At 53.5% G+C, this 17,960-nt stretch carries 16 protein-coding genes and 1 rRNA gene; 16 read left to right on the top strand and 1 reads right to left on the bottom strand.

The genetic code is table 11. The annotated features are described in order from the left end of the window. The 9 genes from rrf to pssA all read left to right on the top strand — a co-directional run. Positions 1-78, top strand: a 5S ribosomal RNA gene (gene rrf, locus FHS19_RS35860); the annotation flags it as partial. 370 nt (positions 79-448) lie between these two features. Beyond that, positions 449-1,636, top strand: coding sequence for a GNAT family N-acetyltransferase (locus FHS19_RS33465; RefSeq protein ID WP_183587629.1), 1,188 nt, complete (start codon positions 449-451; stop codon positions 1,634-1,636). Between the two features lie 412 nt (positions 1,637-2,048). Beyond that, on the top strand, positions 2,049-2,510 hold the full coding sequence (locus FHS19_RS33460) for a CtsR family transcriptional regulator (protein WP_183587627.1): 462 nt from the start codon (positions 2,049-2,051) through the stop codon (positions 2,508-2,510). 29 nt (positions 2,511-2,539) lie between these two features. After that, complete coding sequence (mcsA, locus tag FHS19_RS33455) at positions 2,540-3,064, top strand: protein-arginine kinase activator protein McsA (protein WP_183587625.1); 525 nt, start codon at positions 2,540-2,542, stop codon at positions 3,062-3,064. 28 nt (positions 3,065-3,092) lie between these two features. Further along, entirely contained in the window at positions 3,093-4,151 is a 1,059-nt protein-coding gene (gene mcsB / locus FHS19_RS33450) for a protein-arginine kinase McsB (RefSeq protein WP_183587635.1), read from the top strand. A gap of 77 nt (positions 4,152-4,228) precedes the next feature. Beyond that, a complete protein-coding gene (gene clpC / locus FHS19_RS33445) occupies positions 4,229-6,679 on the top strand; it encodes an ATP-dependent protease ATP-binding subunit ClpC (RefSeq protein ID WP_183587623.1) in 2,451 nt (816 codons plus the stop codon). A 228-nt stretch (positions 6,680-6,907) separates the two neighbouring features. Continuing rightward, on the top strand, positions 6,908-8,275 hold the full coding sequence (gene radA, locus FHS19_RS33440; protein ID WP_183587621.1) for a DNA repair protein RadA: 1,368 nt from the start codon (positions 6,908-6,910) through the stop codon (positions 8,273-8,275). A gap of 13 nt (positions 8,276-8,288) precedes the next feature. Then, a complete protein-coding gene (disA, locus tag FHS19_RS33435; protein ID WP_183587619.1) occupies positions 8,289-9,365 on the top strand; it encodes a DNA integrity scanning diadenylate cyclase DisA in 1,077 nt (358 codons plus the stop codon). A 54-nt stretch (positions 9,366-9,419) separates the two neighbouring features. After that, positions 9,420-10,151 carry a CDP-diacylglycerol--serine O-phosphatidyltransferase gene (gene pssA, locus FHS19_RS33430; RefSeq protein WP_183587617.1) on the top strand — a complete coding sequence of 244 codons (732 nt, stop codon included), beginning with the start codon at positions 9,420-9,422 and terminating at the stop codon, positions 10,149-10,151. A 107-nt stretch (positions 10,152-10,258) separates the two neighbouring features. On the opposite strand, the gene FHS19_RS33425 is transcribed toward pssA, so the two are convergent. Next, positions 10,259-10,654, bottom strand: coding sequence for a nucleoside triphosphate pyrophosphohydrolase family protein (locus tag FHS19_RS33425; RefSeq protein WP_076176710.1), 396 nt, complete (start codon positions 10,652-10,654; stop codon positions 10,259-10,261). Between the two features lie 227 nt (positions 10,655-10,881). Here FHS19_RS33425 and FHS19_RS33420 point away from each other — a divergent pair, with 227 nt between their 5' ends. From FHS19_RS33420 to FHS19_RS33390, 7 genes are all read left to right on the top strand, one after another. Further along, on the top strand, positions 10,882-11,958 hold the full coding sequence (locus FHS19_RS33420; protein ID WP_183587615.1) for a PIN/TRAM domain-containing protein: 1,077 nt from the start codon (positions 10,882-10,884) through the stop codon (positions 11,956-11,958). 60 nt (positions 11,959-12,018) lie between these two features. Beyond that, positions 12,019-12,723: a 2-C-methyl-D-erythritol 4-phosphate cytidylyltransferase gene (gene ispD, locus FHS19_RS33415; RefSeq protein WP_281382626.1), complete on the top strand. Its 705-nt coding sequence runs from the start codon at positions 12,019-12,021 to the stop codon at positions 12,721-12,723. Continuing rightward, positions 12,720-13,208: a 2-C-methyl-D-erythritol 2,4-cyclodiphosphate synthase gene (gene ispF, locus FHS19_RS33410; protein WP_183587613.1), complete on the top strand. Its 489-nt coding sequence runs from the start codon at positions 12,720-12,722 to the stop codon at positions 13,206-13,208. Before ispD ends, ispF begins: the two co-directional genes overlap by 4 nt. Before the next feature lie 75 nt (positions 13,209-13,283). Beyond that, on the top strand, positions 13,284-14,744 hold the full coding sequence (gene gltX, locus FHS19_RS33405) for a glutamate--tRNA ligase (RefSeq protein WP_183587611.1): 1,461 nt from the start codon (positions 13,284-13,286) through the stop codon (positions 14,742-14,744). Positions 14,745-15,345: 601 nt separating this feature from the next. Then, the gene (gene cysE / locus FHS19_RS33400; RefSeq protein ID WP_183587609.1) at positions 15,346-16,029 is read left to right on the top strand and encodes a serine O-acetyltransferase; all 684 of its coding nucleotides are present in this window, start codon (positions 15,346-15,348) and stop codon (positions 16,027-16,029) included. Positions 16,030-16,067: 38 nt separating this feature from the next. After that, positions 16,068-17,474: a cysteine--tRNA ligase gene (cysS, locus tag FHS19_RS33395; RefSeq protein WP_183587607.1), complete on the top strand. Its 1,407-nt coding sequence runs from the start codon at positions 16,068-16,070 to the stop codon at positions 17,472-17,474. Next, positions 17,471-17,935, top strand: a complete 465-nt coding sequence (locus FHS19_RS33390; RefSeq protein WP_183587605.1) for a Mini-ribonuclease 3 — start codon at positions 17,471-17,473, stop codon at positions 17,933-17,935. The genes cysS and FHS19_RS33390 overlap by 4 nt, the downstream gene beginning before the upstream one ends. The last annotated feature ends 25 nt before the right edge of the window (positions 17,936-17,960 follow it).

The raw sequence follows: 17,960 nt of genomic DNA, 5'->3' as shown, positions 1-17,960 counted from the left end.
CCGAACACGACCGTTAAGCCCTCCAGCGCCGATGGTACTTGGACCGAAGGGTCCTGGGAGAGTAGGACGTTGCCAAGCGAAGGACCACTGTTGATAACATCGACAGTGGTTTTTTTGTTCCCCGCTCCTGTTGATAAGGGGCTTTTTTCATCCACAGCCTCTAATTTTTTGATCATCCCATCCTCTTAATTATGCACAGATAACGTTTTCGACTCCCCGATTCGCCAAAAAACCATCCACAAATACACAAATTGATCCCCATAACCCACAGAGGATCGTAAATAACCACGAAAAGAACCTAATCTTCAAATAAGTTGTCCCCAGGTAAACCGGATGGATTGACTTTGGACATCGATTTTGCCATACTCGTCTTGGAATTCAGTGGATATCTGAACAATGATGGTCTGACTGAGTTCGCAGGCACATCCTTAATAGGCGAGGTGGAAGCATGGAAATCCGGAATTTACGGGAAGATGAATTTGATCAAAGCACCCGGCTGAGTGAATATGCTTTTCAATACAAGATGACTCCCGAACGGAAGCAGCTGGCCAAAGAACGCTTTAGGCCTGAGCAGGTGTGGGGCATTTTTGACGAAGATGAACAACTGGCGGCTAAGCTGGTGTTAATTCCGTTTACGGTATCGGTTCTAGGTGAGAGTTTTCCTATGGGCGGGATTGCGAGCGTTTCCACATGGCCGGAGAACCGCCGGCAGGGTTATATTAAGCAGCTGCTGACGCACGCGCTGCAGCAGATGAATGAGAACGGGCAGGTCTGTTCCATGCTGCATCCTTTTTCCTATCCGTTTTACCGGAAATACGGCTGGGAAATGTTCAGCGAGTACAAGAAATATGTCATTTCGACCGATAAATTGCCGGCAAAGGTCGTAACTGAAGGTACGATCCGGCGGGATATCAAGGATCCGGATGTTTTGGATACGGTCTATGCTGCATTTTCCAAACGTTATAATGGATTAATGGTTCGAACCCGGGAATGGTGGACCCGTTCGGTAATGGACGAGGATGGGCATACGGCGGTTTATTATTCGGCTTCAGGTGCGCCGGAGGGATATGTTCTGTATAAAGTGGAAAACAAGGAGTTTACTATTGACGAACTCATTTATGTCACCGATGAGGCACGCCGTGCGCTATGGACATATATCGCCAATCACGATTCAATGGTGACGCAGGTGATCGTCAATTTCATGCCAATGGATGACAATCTTACATATCATTTGGCCGATCCGCGGATTAACCAGGAGATTATTCCATATGGGATGGCCCGTGTCGTAAATATGAAGAAACTCGTCGAAGTTTATCCTTTTATAGCCTCCAGCGAGGGGGAAACCGAGCGTCTATCTATTCAGCTGACGGATAGATATGCGCCTTGGAATGAAGGCGTTTGGAGCTGGTCGTTTTCATCGGACGGAACCGCTTCCGTCGCTCCCCTGGATTATTCTCAAGAACAGAAGGAAGAGGTGCTTAGCTGCGACATTCAGGCACTGACCGTCATGCTGACGGGATTCAAACGGCCGTCTGAACTATACCAGTCCGGACGAATTGTAGGCAGTGCCGAGGCAGTAAGCATACTGGAAGCGCGGATCCCCGCTCGACAGACCTTGTTTATGGATTTCTTTTGAACAATGGTATTGGTATTAAATTCCTTTCATTATAGTTCTTAAAGCGCCGGGATTTGTTCAGAATAGCAGCCCTCTGCACTCGTTGCAGGGGGTTATTTCGTATGGGCGCCGTATAAAAAGAAGCAGAACGTCAAAAATGAAGATACACCCTCTTGGCAAAACGTGAGAATATGTTATAATTTAGATCAAAGAAAGTCAAAGTCAACGTAAAATCAAATGTATGTTTGTCTACGGTTGAACTCACAATAGTGAATGCGCAAGGTTTAGATCAGTTATAACATATTCACCCGTGGAAGATCCAGATTCGAGCCCCTGACCATTGGTTAAGTTTAAAGGAGATGGTGTGGGTATGCGAACGGACTCACGAATGACCATGAAGGTCTTGACGTTTTAACGTAATGGAGGATGAACAATGCGTAATATCTCTGATATTATTGAACAATATCTGAAGGGTATTCTGCATGATAGTCCCGAAGGAATGATTGAAATTCAGCGCAACGATCTGGCTGATCAGTTCTCATGCGTTCCATCCCAGATCAACTATGTGATCAGTACACGATTCACGCTCGAAAAAGGTTATCTTGTGGAAAGCAAGCGCGGTGGCGGAGGGTACATCCGGATTCAGCGGATTGAGCTCCCGCAATACTCGGCGCTTCATACGCATCTCCACCAAACGATTGGGGACCGCATCGATCAGAACGTGGCCGAAGGGCTGATCTACCAGTTGGAGGAGGCACGCATCCTGAGCAAACGCGAAGCGAGCATTATGCGCGCCGCGATATCCAGAGAGTGCCTGATGATCAAGCTTCCTTACCGGGATGAGATACGTGCTCGGCTGATGAAGGCGATGCTGATTTCTTTGTTAGGCAAGTAGGCTTACGGAGAAAAAGGAGGTACATCGGTATGCTTTGCCAAGAATGTGGTAAGAGACCGGCGACTCTCCATTTTACCAAGATTGTGAATGGTGAGAAGACGGAGTTTCACTTTTGCGAATCCTGTGCCCGGGAGAAAGGGGAAATGATCCCCGGAACCTCTGGCGGATTTTCTATACACAGCCTGCTGTCTGGTCTGATGGACATTGACATGGCCGGCAAGGGAGCGGCAAGCAGCGCCAAGGCTGCTCAATCGCTGAGATGCGAAGAGTGCGGGATGACGTACTCGCAGTTTAGCAAGATCGGCCGGTTCGGCTGCAGCTCCTGTTACAAATATTTCGGCAGCCGCCTGGACCCTCTGTTCAAAAGAGTCCACGGCAGTACCGTACATGTCGGCAAGTTGCCCAAGAGAGGCGGCAGCAAAATTCAAGCCAAACGGAAAATCGACGGCTTGAAGCTTGAGCTTCAGCAGCGTATTCATGAAGAGGAATTCGAAGAAGCTGCGAAGCTGCGCGACCAGATCCGTACGCTTGAGAAAGAATTGTCGGAACAGTAAAGTTCACTCGAAGGAGGAGGAATGCGTGATGCCAAATCTCCGGTTTACCGAGAAAGCGCTGAGCGATTGGATGCGCGGCCAGGCCGATGCTTCCGAAATCGTCATCAGCAGCCGGGTTCGGGTTGCGCGCAACCTGCAGCATCTTCCTTTTCCGCTATTGGCCACCCGCCAGCAGTCGGAGGAAGTGCTCAAACGTCTGACGGGTATTCCCAGTGATCACCTTCAGTCTTTTGGAACTTTTTATACCGTGGAGCTCGACCACATCGATCCGCTGGACAAAAGGGTGCTGGTAGAGAAACATTTGATCAGCCCGAATTTGGCGAATGAATCCCAGCATGGCGCGGTGATCCTCAGTGAGGACGAATCGGTCAGCATTATGATTAACGAAGAGGACCATCTTCGCATTCAATGTCTATACCCCGGTTTTCAGATCCGCCAAGCCTGGGAGAAGGCCTCGAGCATTGACGATAAATTCGAGGAATACATCGATTACGCCTTTGACGATAAGCACGGGTACTTGACCAGCTGTCCAACCAATGTGGGCACAGGCCTGCGGGCTTCGGTCATGATGCACCTGCCGGCGCTGGTGATGACCCAGCAGATCAACCGGATTTTATCCGCCGTTTCACAAGTTGGGCTCACCGTTAGAGGAATTTACGGGGAAGGCAGCGAAGCAATAGGTAACCTGTTCCAAATCTCGAATCAGATTACCTTGGGGCAGACCGAAAATGAAATCATCGACAACCTTCACAGCGTCGTGCTGCAGATTATCGAGCATGAGAAAAATGCACGCACACGGCTTATGAACGATTCCAGACTCCGCATTACCGACCGCATCAAACGGTCCTACGGGATTTTATCCTACGCGGAAGTGATGGATTCGAAGGAGGCGGGGCAGCGTCTCTCCGACGTACGCCTTGGGGTTGATCTCGGGATTCTCGAAGGGCCTTCCATTCCGGTGATGAATGAACTGAATGTGATGACCCAGCCGGGCTTCCTGCAGAAAACCTACGGTCATGATATGAACACCGAAGAACGCGATATTTACCGGGCGAAGCTCATCCGGGAAACCCTTGGAAAGCGCTGAGCCTTTATGATATACAGCTTTACGATGAAGGACTTAATTAGAGAAGCGATGATAAAACTCATGGAGGTGCAGGAGATATGATGTTCGGAAGATTTACGGAACGTGCGCAGAAGGTGCTCGCACTGGCACAAGAGGAAGCGGTTCGTTTAGGGCATAACAACATTGGTACGGAGCATATTTTGCTCGGACTGATCCGGGAAGGGGACGGCATTGCCGCTAAAGCTTTAATCGGACTCGGACTTGGCCTTGAAAAAATCCAGGATGAAGTGGAAACGCTCATCGGGCGGGGGCAGGAACAGCCGACGAATATCGCTTATACCCCTCGCGCCAAAAAGGTGATTGAACTGTCCATGGACGAAGCGCGCAAACTGGGCCATACGTATGTGGGAACAGAGCACATCCTGCTCGGCCTCATTCGTGAAGGCGAAGGCGTGGCCGCCCGTGTGTTGAATAATCTCGGCATCAGCCTGAACAAGGCCCGCCAGCAAGTGCTGCAGCTGCTGGGCAGCAGCGAGGCCGTATCCAGCCATCACGGCAACCAATCCAACGTCAGCACGCCGACGCTTGACAGCCTGGCTCGCGACTTGACTGCGATTGCCAAGGAAGGCAACCTGGATCCGGTCATCGGCCGCAGCAAGGAAATCGAAAGGGTCATCCAGGTCCTTAGCCGCCGGACCAAAAACAATCCGGTGCTGATCGGGGAGCCGGGGGTTGGTAAAACCGCCATCGCCGAAGGCCTGGCTCAAAAAATCATTAACAATGAAATCCCGGAAACGCTGCGCGACAAACGCGTTATGACGCTGGACATGGGATCGGTTGTAGCCGGTACGAAATACCGCGGCGAATTCGAGGACCGTTTGAAGAAAATCATGGATGAGATCCGCCAAGCGGGCAACATCATCCTCTTTATCGACGAGCTGCATACGCTGATCGGTGCGGGCGGCGCGGAAGGCGCCATCGACGCATCCAACATTCTGAAGCCGTCGCTTGCTCGTGGCGAGCTGCAGTGCATCGGTGCCACCACGCTGGATGAGTACCGCAAATATATCGAGAAAGACGCCGCTCTGGAGCGCCGTTTCCAGCCTATCACGGTGGATCAGCCGTCTCCGGAAGAGGCGATTCAAATTCTGTTCGGCCTGCGCGACCGCTACGAAGCCCATCACCGCGTGAAAATTACGGATGAGGCGATCGTGGAAGCTGTGAAGCTGTCGGACCGTTACATTTCCGACCGGTTCCTGCCGGATAAAGCGATCGACCTGATCGACGAGGCGGGCTCCAAGGTAAGGCTTCACACGTACACCATTCCGCCGAATCTGAAGGAACTGGAAAGCCGGCTTGAAGATATCCGCAAGGAGAAGGATTCGGCCGTGCAAAGCCAGGAATTCGAGAAAGCGGCCGCCCTTCGCGATACCGAGCAAAAGATCCGCGAAGAGCTCGACGTCACGAAGAACCAATGGAAAGAAAAACAGGGCCGTACGGACTCCGAAGTGACGCCTGAGGATATCGCCCAGGTTGTGGCCAGCTGGACCGGTATTCCGGTCAGCAAGCTGAAGGAAGAAGAAACGGAACGCCTGCTGAATATGGAAACCATCCTGCACGAACGCGTTATTGGCCAGGAAGAAGCTGTCAAGGCGGTCAGCCGCGCGGTAAGACGTTCCCGTGCCGGTCTGAAGGATCCGAAGCGTCCGATTGGATCGTTCATCTTCCTTGGACCTACGGGTGTCGGTAAAACCGAACTGGCCCGTGCTTTGGCCGAAGCGATGTTCGGCGACGAAAATGCGGTAGTCCGCATCGACATGTCCGAGTACATGGAGAAACACTCCACGTCCCGGCTGGTCGGAGCGCCTCCGGGATACGTCGGCTATGACGAAGGCGGCCAGCTGACCGAGAAAGTACGCCGTAAGCCGTACTCGGTCGTCCTGCTGGACGAAATCGAGAAGGCGCACCCTGAAGTGTTCAACATTCTGCTTCAAGTGCTGGAAGACGGCCGTCTGACCGACTCCAAGGGCCGTGTGGTGGACTTCCGTAACACGTTGATCATTCTGACCTCCAACGTCGGTGCGGAAGCGATCAAGCGGAACTCCACGATGGGCTTCACGGCAGCCGCTGACGCCGGGGCCGATTACAACAACATGAAGGATAAAGTGATGGGAGAGCTGAAGAAGAGCTTCCGTCCGGAGTTCCTGAACCGGATCGACGAAATCATCGTCTTCCACTCGCTCGAAGAGAAGCACATCGCCGAGATCGTAACGACGATGACCGAAGAGCTGCGTAAACGCCTGCGCGAATTCGATGTCGACTTTACCCTCACGGATAAAGCCAAGGCATTTCTTGCGAAGGAAGGCTACGACCCGGCATTCGGTGCCCGTCCGCTCCGCCGGGCGATCCAGAAGCATATCGAGGACCGTCTGTCGGAAGAATTGCTCACGGGCCATGTATCCAAAGGCGACTCGCTGATCATCGATGAAGAGAACGGCGCGCTGACGGTCAACAAAAACGAAAATGTATCGGCCAATACGCAGTCGTAAATGAGCCGGTGACATCATACGAAGCCTGAAACAACAAGGGATTGCCCCGCCGGTTTTTATGGACCTGGCGTGTCAGTCCCTTTTAATGTTTTCTTACCCCTGCTAAATCAATGTAAAGTTTTTGGATAGACTTTACGATAAATCTTAATAAATGGTAAACTTAAAATAATGCCAAATTTCTGAGGTAACGACATAATTAGACAAATTGGGGGCAGCAAAGGAGAACGCATGGCCAAATCGAAAACGAAGTTTTACTGTACCGAGTGCGGCTATGAAGCTGCCAAATGGTACGGGAAGTGTCCAGGCTGCCAAGCCTGGAACTCGATGGTAGAAGAAACGGAAAGCATCATCAAGACGCAGGGGATGAATTCCCCGCTTTTTCATAGTAAAGAAAAGCCGCTTTCGATCATAAATATAGAGAGCAGCCAGGAAGCAAGGGTGCTGACCGGGATCGGCGAGCTGAACCGCGTTCTGGGCGGCGGGATCGTTCCCGGATCGCTCATTCTAGTGGGGGGCGACCCCGGCATCGGCAAGTCGACCCTGCTCCTGCAAACGTCGCACGCTCTGACGCAGTCCGGCCTGCGCGTGCTGTACGTGTCCGGCGAGGAATCGGTTCGCCAGACCAAGCTCCGGGCGGATCGCCTCGGCGCCCTGTCGCCGGAACTGTACGTTCTGTGCGAGACTAATATGGATCTGATCGAAGAGGCGATCGAGACTGTAAAGCCTCAGTTTCTGGTGATCGACTCCATCCAGACGGTCTATATTCCCGAGGTGACCAGCGCGCCGGGAAGCGTGGCGCAGGTCCGGGAATGCACGGCCCGGTTTATGCGGGTAGCCAAGGGGCTCGGCATCGCCACCGTCCTGGTGGGGCATGTTACAAAGGAAGGAGCCATCGCCGGACCGAGGCTGCTGGAGCATATGGTGGACTGTGTGCTTTATTTTGAAGGCGAGCGTCATCATACCTATCGGCTGTTAAGAGCCGTTAAGAACCGCTTTGGATCGACAAATGAGATCGGCATTTTCGAGATGAACGAGGTCGGGCTGGTCGAAGTCGGGAACCCGTCAGAGCTGTTTCTGTCCGAGCGCCCGCTCGGCGTGGCGGGATCCACAGTCGTGGCCAGCATGGAGGGCACCAGACCCGTCCTGGTCGAGCTTCAGGCCTTGATCTCTTCCACGCATTTTCCGTCACCCCGGCGCATGTGCACCGGGATCGACCATCACCGGATGGGACTCATCATTGCGGTGCTGGAGAAGCGGATGGGCATGTTCCTGCAGAATCAGGATGCGTACCTGAACGTGGCGGGGGGCGTCAAGCTGGACGAACCGGCGGTCGATCTGGCCATCGCCGTCAGCATCGCCTCCAGCTTTCGGGATATTCCGACAAAGCCGTATGACGTCATGTTCGGCGAAGTCGGCCTGACCGGCGAGGTCCGGGGCGTATCCCGTGTGGAACAGCGCGTCCGGGAAGCGGAGAAGCTGGGGTTCAAGCGGATTATTTTACCGGAGAAAAGTTTGAAAGGATGGAGGCACCCCAAAGGTATTGAAATCATCGGAGTGAGTACCGTTGCAGATGCACTAGCGGTCGCGTTAGATTAGGGGGCAAATGAAGATGAAAGAACCGAGCCAATTGGAGAAAATGAACGATTTATTGAAGCTCGTGGCACCCGGCACGCCGTTTCGCGACGGCCTGGAAAACGTGCTGCGCGCCAAAACCGGGGGACTGCTGGTGGTCGGCTACAGTCCCGAAGTGATGGAGGTTGTGGACGGAGGCTTCTCCATCAACTGCGATTTTTCGCCCAACTACTTATATGAGCTGGCCAAGATGGACGGGGCCATCATTTTGAGCGAGGACCTGAAGCGGATTCTGTATGCCAACACCCAGCTGATTCCGGATTCATCCATTTCTTCGATCGAAACGGGGATTCGGCACCGGACAGCCGAGCGGGTCGCCAAACAGACCGGCAAGCTGGTCGTGTCGATTTCCCAGCGCCGGAACATCATTACCTTGTACCAAGGCACGCTCCGCTACGCGCTGAAAGAGATCGGCGTCATTCTGACCAAAGCCAACCAGGCGCTTCAGACGCTGGAGAAGTACCGGGCGGTGTTGAACCAGTCGCTGACGAACCTGTCGGCTTCCGAATTCGAAGAGCTGGTCACCGTTCCCGAAGTGGTCAACGTCATCCAGCGTGTGGAGATGGTCCTGCGCATCAAAATGGAAATCAAGCGCTACATCAACGAGCTCGGGAATGAAGGGCGCCTGATCAGCATGCAGATGGAAGAACTCGTAAGCAACATGGAGGAAGAAGCCTGGCTCCTGTACAAAGACTATGCCCGTGACGACAGCGATGAGAAGATCCGCGAGATGATCGCCGGACTGAAACGGGCGACCGACGACGAGCTGCTTGATATCCACTATGTCGTCCGCCTGCTAGGATATCCGTTGTCGGCCGCGACCTCAGAAGAGTCTGTAGCGCCCCGTGGTTACCGGATCCTCAACAAAATTCCACGTCTGCCGAATGTCATCATCCACAACCTGGTGGAACGCTTTGAACGGCTGCCGCATATTATGATGGCTACGATCGAGGAACTGGATGAAGTGGATGGAATTGGCGAAGTCAGAGCCCGCAATATCAAAGAGGGACTGAAACGCTTGCAGGAACAAGTATTCATTGACAGACAAATTTAAATGCCATACAATCAATGGATGACATGGGGGTACTACGATATTTGAGGTGAGAAAATGTTTACGAAATCAATTCCGAACATGTGTACCTTGGGTAACTTGTTTCTCGGAATGGTAGGGATTATGCTGGCCCTCGACAACAAGCTGAGCTTGGCGGCCATCATGATTATCATTGCAATGCTTCTCGACGGATTGGACGGCCGGGTGGCCCGGGCGCTCAATGCACAGAGTGAGTTGGGCAAGGAACTGGACTCCCTCTCGGATGTAATTTCCTTTGGTGTTGCACCCGCTCTTATCATGTACATTTCTTGTTTCAACGATATGCATCACGCGCTGATCTGGACGGTAACCGCCGTATTTCCCATGTGCGGGGCGCTTCGGCTCGCCCGCTTTAACGTCCAATCAGGCAGCCCTGGATACTTTATAGGTCTCCCTATACCGGCAGCAGGCGGCGTGCTTGCTACATTATCTTTGTTTCGTGATGATATTTCCGCCCCCTATATGATCATCGCCATGCTGCTGCTGTCATACCTGATGGTCAGCACGGTCCGGTATCCGAATTTCAAAAAAATCGGCTTTCCGAAGAAAGCGATGATGTACGCGCCGTTCGTCATTCTTGCCGGAGTCGCGGTCGCCGTCACGTTCCCGGATCAGCTCTCCAAGCTGATTTTCCTGCCGCTGGTGCTGTATGCCGCTTACGGTGTGAAAGAGAACGTGAGAAGGTTGTCGCGCAGACGCCGCCGTCAACGCGAGCAGTCCGATAAAGTGTTCAACGACCACTCTTCATAAACGACGTCCTGTTTAATAGAACGGGATGCAAAAAATAAAAAGCATTTATTTCCTGCCCGGAGCAGCGAGATAAATGCTTTTTTTGATGTATAAAAAATCTTGTCGTTCTATGACATGTTAAACAGCCCGAGGGTGGAGCATTTTTGCGATTCCTTCCGGACCACTTCATCCATATTGATATCGAGCAGATTGCACAGCGCCGACATATAGAACAGGTTCCGCCCCAGCTCGGTGCTGATCACCTCGCGGCAGTTCTCGCACAGCTCCCCTTGGACATGGGTCCGTACCGTTTCCTTGGCTTCCTCGAGGTTCAGTCCCGGAGCAAAGGTTTGTTTGGTGGCATGAAGTTCAATACAACCGCAATCGGTAATCGCCTTGGCGACGGACCGGTTAACGGAGGCACTGCTTTGTCCATTCTTTGACAATACATCCAGCAGACTGCGGTGACGGAGCAACAGTTCGGAAACCTGATCTTGAAAGTCTTGTAAACTTGGTGTGCCCATGTAACCTATTCACCTCTAACCTCTAGTTTTTTGAATTGAACTTATTATATTCCAGTCAATTCCCCATTTTCAACCAAAAACGAGACTTCTGTAGGATGGTACAAAAGAAAGGTTCAGCCGTCCAATAAAAATTGGAATATACAGGATTAGGTTGCTGCAAAATGGACCATACTGCTAATGAAATCTGCAACTATTAAAAATATGGATTTAAGGAGGTGAGGGAACTGATGCTGAGGAAATCGATCACGGCATTCGCCGGATTATGCGGGGCATGGATCGGGTACTCGCTGCATCATGCAGCAGGCTGGTCGTTCCCTGGAATTGGAATTGATGATTCGCTGTGGGGCAGCCTGATGTTCGCTGGGGTTGGCGCAATTTTATTTTTGTTGATTGGTTCCCTGTGTGCTCAAGCTGTATCGTATCGTCTGCATTCGTTTATCGCTTCGTTCTCGAACACGCCGATGAATGAGCTGGCGGCCGGAGCGTCGGGCCTGATCGGAGGACTGCTGCTGGCTCTATTAATCTACCCCAGCCTTGCCTGGATTGGACATGCCGGGGATTTGCTGGCTGTCGGTGTGACATTCGTGTGCGGTTATATGGGGCTGCGGATTGGCTTGGAAAAGAAAGAGGAGCTCGCGTCCCTGTGGACTTCAGGCAAATGGAGCCGGGGCGAGCTGCCGGAGGAACGCCGGATTGAGGAGCATAAAATTCTGGATACGAGCGTCATCATTGACGGCCGGATCGCGGATATCTGCAAAACCGGTTTTATCGAAGGAACGATCGTCATTCCCGAATTCGTTCTGGAAGAGCTCCAGCATATTGCAGATTCCTCGGACCTCTTGAAGCGCAACCGCGGACGCAGAGGACTCGATATTTTGAACAAAATCCAGAAGGAACTGGATGTCAGGGTGTTGATCTATGAAGGGGATTTCGAAGAAATTTCCGAAGTGGACAGCAAGCTGGTGAAGCTCGCCAAAGTGCTGCAGGGCAAAGTGGTGACCAACGATTTTAACCTGAACAAGGTATGCGAGCTGCAAGGCGTATCCGTACTGAACATTAACGATTTGGCTAACGCCGTGAAGCCGGTCGTCCTGCCGGGGGAAGAAATTATGGTGCAGGTGATCAAGGACGGCAAAGAGCATGGCCAGGGAGTGGCTTATCTCGACGACGGAACCATGATTGTGGTTGAAGGCGGACGCGACTATATAGGCAATATGATGGAAGTGCTGGTAACGAGCGTGCTGCAGACCTCCGCGGGGCGGATGATCTTCGCCAAACCGAAACTGTTGGAAAAAGCCCAGTAAACGCGGTATGATGGGGGTATACTCTTTTTCGGTCAGTTGTTGAGGAGGCTTTGCATCGACTTGGGCACAGAGAATCAGGTGGGCGTCATTGTGGTATCCGCGGGCCGCGGCTCCCGGATGGGGACGCAGGAAAGCAAGCAGTACCTTATGCTTGAAGACAAGCCCATCATTATGCATACGCTTGACATTTTTGAACAAATGCCGCTGGTGAAAGAAGTGGTCCTGGTCACCGGTGCGGACGATATTCCGCGCTGCGAGCAGTGGATCCAGGATTACGGACTTGGTAAAGTCACCAAGGTCATCGCCGGCGGAAGCGAAAGACAACAATCCGTATACAACGGCTTGATGGAAATCGGTACAGAATGGGTAATGGTTCATGACGGGGTTCGCCCGTTCGTGGAACCTGCGCACATTGAGGCATGCTACCGGAAGGCGCTCCAGGAAGGAGCGGCCGTGCTGGCGGTGCCGGTGAAGGATACCATCAAGCAAGTGAACGATTCGGGGACGATTCTGGCGACCCCTGATCGCCGGAGTCTGTGGGCCATTCACACCCCACAGGCTTTTCGTCTTTCCGATTTGAAAAGGGCTCATGAACGCGCCGCGGCGGACGGCTTTGCCGGCACCGACGACTCGATGCTCGTGGAGCGGCTGGGCATTCCCGTGGCGGTTGTGGAAGGCAGCTATACGAATATCAAAATTACGACACCGGAAGATTTGGAGTACGCCGTATTTATGCAGAAACGCAAGGGAGAGAAAAAGGGATGATACGTGTAGGACAAGGGTTTGACGTTCATCAGTTGGTGGAGGACAGGCCGTGCATTATTGGCGGTGTGACGATTCCGTACGAGAAGGGGCTGCTGGGACATTCCGACGCGGACGTGCTGCTGCATGCCGTGGCGGATGCCATTCTGGGTGCGCTTGCGCTGGGGGACATCGGCAAGCATTTTCCCGATACGGATCCGGAATTCAAGGACGCGGACAGTCTGAAGCTGCTGCAGCATGTGTGGGGCCTCGCCAAGGAGCGGGGGTACCGTCTGGGCAACATCGATTCGACCATTATCGCCCAGCGTCCGAAGATGGCTCCTTATATTCCGCAGATGGCCGAAGTCATCGCCAAGGCGCTGGATGCTGATGTGACGCAGGTCAACGTGAAGGCGACCACAACGGAGCAGCTCGGATTCACGGGGCGGGGAGAAGGCATTGCAGCCCAATCGGTTGTATGCTTGATCCAAGATGTGCTATCATCTTGAAGGATTTAGGCTGGAATAGGGTAAAGTATTTCTGAACGGACTTTATTGATCAATGATATGACGGAGGGGATCAGGATGAGCAAAGTGCGCGTACGTTATGCACCGAGTCCAACCGGACATTTACATATTGGCAATGCCAGAACGGCGCTGTTTAACTATTTGTATGCCCGCAACCAGGGCGGAGAGTTTATTATCCGAATCGAAGATACGGACGTGAAGCGGAATATCGAAGGCGGCGAAGAAAGCCAGCTGAAGTATTTGAAATGGCTCGGCATGGACTGGGACGAAAGCGTCGATGTGGGCGGGGCGTATGGGCCTTACCGCCAGACCGAACGTCTGGACATTTACAAGAAATACTGGCAGGACCTGCTGGACCGCGGCTTGGCTTACCGCTGCTATTGCACCGAGGAAGAGCTTGAGAAGGAGCGGGAAGAGCAGATCGCCCGCGGCGAGACGCCGCGCTATTCCGGCAAGCACCGCGACTTGACCCCGGAGCAGTGTCAGGCATTTGAAGCGGAGGGCCGGGTGGCCAGCATTCGCTTCCGGGTGCCGGACAACAAGACATACACGTTCAACGATATGGTCAAAGGAACGATTTCTTTTAATACCCAGGACACCGGAGACTTCGTCATCTTGAAAAAGGACGGCATTCCGACGTACAACTTCGCGGTAGCGATCGACGATCATCTGATGGAAATTTCCCACGTCCTGCGCGGGGAAGACCATATTTCCAACACGCCGCGCCAGTTGATGATTTACGAGGCGTTCGGCTGGGAGCCGCCGCAGTTCGGTCATATGACGCTGATCGTGAATGAGAACCACAAGAAGCTCAGCAAACGGGATGAGTCGATCATACAGTTCATCGAGCAGTACGACCAGCTGGGTTACCTGCCGGAAGCGATGGTGAACTTTATCGCCCTGCTGGGCTGGTCTCCGGAAGGCGAAGAAGAGATTTACAGCAGAGAAGAGCTGATCAAGATCTTCAATCCGGACCGCCTGTCGAAGAGCCCGGCCGTGTTCGATCAGAACAAGCTGGCTCACCTGAACAATACGTACATTAAGAATGCCGATACCGATCGGATTACGGCGCTGGCCATTCCGCATCTGCAGCGGGCGAGCCGTCTGTCGGCCGAATTGGATGAGGAGCAGAAGGCCTGGACGCGCAAGCTGGTCGCCCTCTATCAGGAGCAGATGACAGCCGCATCGGATATTGTCGATCTGTCGGAGGTGTTCTTCCGCTCTCATCTGGAAATCGATCAGGAAGCCCTGCCGGTGCTGGCCGAAGAGCAGGTGCCTACCGTATTGTCGGCGCTGCTAGCGAAGATCGAGGCTTCGGAGGAGTATACCGCTTCGCATATTGCCGCGCTCATCAAAGAGGTTCAGAAGGAGACCGGCGTGAAAGGCAAGCAGCTCTTTATGCCGATCCGCGTCGCGCTGACCGGCCAGATGCACGGCCGCGATCTGAACGAAACGATCTTCCTGCTGGGCCGCGGACGCGTTATCGAGCGGCTGAAATCGCAAATTAAGGGAGCATAAGTGGATTCTTTCTTGTAATCACGGCATATTCTAACCCATAAGCTCCCTGAAACACTTCTTGTCAGTAAGACGACTTATCGGCTATAATTACAAGCAAAATCAATTCGGCCCCGCTGTTCCAGGGAGTGTCGAATGATCCAATGTGCGATCAGCGAAGATCAGGAGAAGTACATTGATCAAGCCATTGACAGAGAGGGTGACCGAGAGGAAGGCGTAAGTCTTTCTCAAGGCTGGAAGTTACCTATTGGCCGGCAGTGGAAATGCACCTGTGAGCTGCACGGATGAGCGGAGGAGGATCTCCCCGTTAGACTGTGCCGGACGTCCGCCGTTATGAGGACAGAAAGTGGGGCTTGGTTTGCGATGCAGTCTGCCGGAATCACCGGTGGTACGTCATCAGCAGCTAGGCCCAAGCAGAGTGGGACCGCGCGTATAACGTCTCTGCAGCATGATGCTGCAGGGGCGTTTTTTGTTGGAAGATCTTTTGCTGAGCGTAGGTTGGCTTCTAGAATAATCGTCATGAATGTTTTTGTCGTCATTGCGAGAAGGGTGTTGTGCCTCCACGTAACGATGGAGAACAGAAGAAGCAAAGAGGGGAACGGATATGTTCAAGCACATGAAATCGGATATCCAAACCGTATTCGAGAATGATCCGGCGGCCAGAAGTCTGTTCGAGGTCATTTTCACCTATTCCGGACTGCATGCCATCTGGGCTCATCGGGTTGCGCATGCGCTGTACAAACACCGATGGTTTACGCTGGCGCGCGTGATCTCCCAGGTTAGCCGCTTCATGACGGGGATCGAGATCCATCCCGGAGCGAAGATCGGCAAGCGCCTGTTCATCGACCATGGCATGGGCGTGGTCATCGGGGAGACCTGTGAGATCGGGGACGACGTCGTTATTTACCAGGGCGTTACCCTCGGAGGCACCGGGAAGGAAAAAGGCAAACGGCATCCGACCATCGGCAACAATGTCGTAATCGCGTCCGGCGCGAAAGTGCTGGGTTCGTTTACGGTCGGGGACCAGTGCAACATCGGAGCCAACTCGGTCGTCCTGAAGGAAGTCCCCGCGAACAGCACGGTGGTGGGCATTCCGGGAAGAATCGTGAAGCAGGACGGGCGCCGGGTGGACCGTCTCAGCCACCAGCTGCCTGACCCGATCGTTGATTCGCTGCGCAGCATGCAGCAGGAGATCGAACAGCTTCGCGGTGAATTGGAAAGACTACAAACGGAAAACAACCGGCTGCAGCAGGAGGAGGAAACTCCGGCTGGAGCACGTTCGAAATAAAGAAGCAGCGAATTTCATGAATGAAAGGAAATGTGGATATGGCCCTTCAAATTTATAACACGATGATCCGGGCGAAAGAAGAGTTTGTGGCGAAGCAGCCGGGAAAGGTGAACATGTACGTGTGCGGTCCGACCGTATACGACTACATTCATATTGGGAATGCGCGTCCGATGATCTTTTTCGACGTCGTTCGCTCGTATCTGGAGCAGATCGGCAACGAAGTTAATTACGTGGTGAACTTCACGGATGTGGACGACAAGCTGATCCGCAAGGCCGAACAGATGAGCAGCACCGTGCCGGTGGTGGCGGACACGTTTATTAAAGCGTACTACGAGGACCTCGACGGGCTGGGCATCCATAAGGCGACGATCAACCCGCGGGTGACGGAGAACATGGATAACATCATCTCCTTTATCAAGGAGCTGGAAGACGAAGGCTTCGCTTATGAAAAAGGGGGCGACGTGTTCTACCGGACCGGCAAATTTGCGGGTTACGGCAAGCTTTCGCATCAGAAGCTGGAGGAGCTGCAGTTCGGCATCCGGATCGGCGTCGACGAGCGGAAGGAAAGCCCGGAGGACTTCGTGCTCTGGAAGGCGGCGAAGCCGGGAGAGATTTTCTGGGCGAGCCCTTGGGGCGACGGCCGCCCTGGCTGGCACATCGAATGCTCGGCCATGGCCCGCCGCTACCTTGGTGACACCCTGGATATCCATGGAGGCGGACAGGACCTGCAGTTCCCGCATCACGAGTGCGAAATTGCGCAGTCGGAAGCTTTGACCGGCAAGCCGCTGGCCAACTACTGGATGCATAACGGGTACATCAAGATCAATAACGAAAAAATGTCGAAATCGCTCGGAAACGGCATTTTGGTCAAAGATTTGCGCGCACAATATAAAAAAGAAGCGATCCGCTACTTTATGCTGTCCACGCATTACCGCAATCCGCTCAACTTCAACAGCGAGACGATGGATCAGGCGATGAAGAGCGTGGAGCGGATCGCCAACGCCGTCACGAATATGAAGCACCGCCTGGATACGGTGGCTCCGGACGGAAACGGTCCCGTCCGCGAATCCGTGCAGCAGAAGCTGGATGCGATTCTGGCTTCCTACTATGAAAAAATGAACGACGATTTCAATACGCCGGATGCGATTACCTCCGTATTCGAATGGGTCAGTGAAGCCAACCTGCTGCTTCAGGAGCCTGTGGCGAACCCTGCGGAACTGCAGGCGATGCTGGCGGCTTTTGACGAATTGAACGCGGTGCTGCGGCTGTATTTCGAGGAAAAGGCCGAGCTTCTGGACGAGGAAGTGGAGCAGCTGATCGCCGAGCGTGTCGAAGCCCGCAAAAACAAAAACTGGAGCCGTGCGGACGAAATCCGCGACGAGCTTGCGGCCAAAGGAATTCTGCTGGAGGATACGGCGCAGGGCATGCGCTGGCGCCGCAAATGAGCGGGGCGGACGGAAACGAACTGCTGCCGGAAAGTGCGGGGAGCTGGATGTTCAGCTACCCGCCTTCCAAGCCGGCCCGGCTGATTCCGCCGATCGTCCTGGCGTATATTGGCGATGCCATCTATGAGGTGGCCATCCGCCAATATTTGATCTCCAAGACGAACCTGCGGCCCAATCAGCTACACCGTTCGGCGACCGGACTTGTCTCAGCCAAAGCCCAGAGCCGGATTATCGGCGCGTTGGAGGAGATGCTGACCGAAGAGGAGCGCGACGTGGTCCGTCAGGGCCGCAACGCCAAGTCGGGCACCATTCCGAAAAATGCCGACGTGCTGGAATACCGGCATGCCACCGCGTTCGAGTCCCTGATCGGTTACTTGTACTACACCGGACAGTTCGAGCGGCTGCAGGAGTTAATCGACGCGGGGATCCGGTTCATAGAGCAGCAGCCCAAGAAGAAATAAGACAGCAGGCCATCACAGGCAATAA

It is taken from the genome of Paenibacillus rhizosphaerae, assembly GCF_014192015.1.
GTDB lineage: Bacteria > Bacillota > Bacilli > Paenibacillales > Paenibacillaceae > Paenibacillus_AQ > Paenibacillus_AQ rhizosphaerae.
Note: the sequence above shows the minus strand (reverse complement) of the source record. Positions and strands in the feature narration are given on the sequence as shown.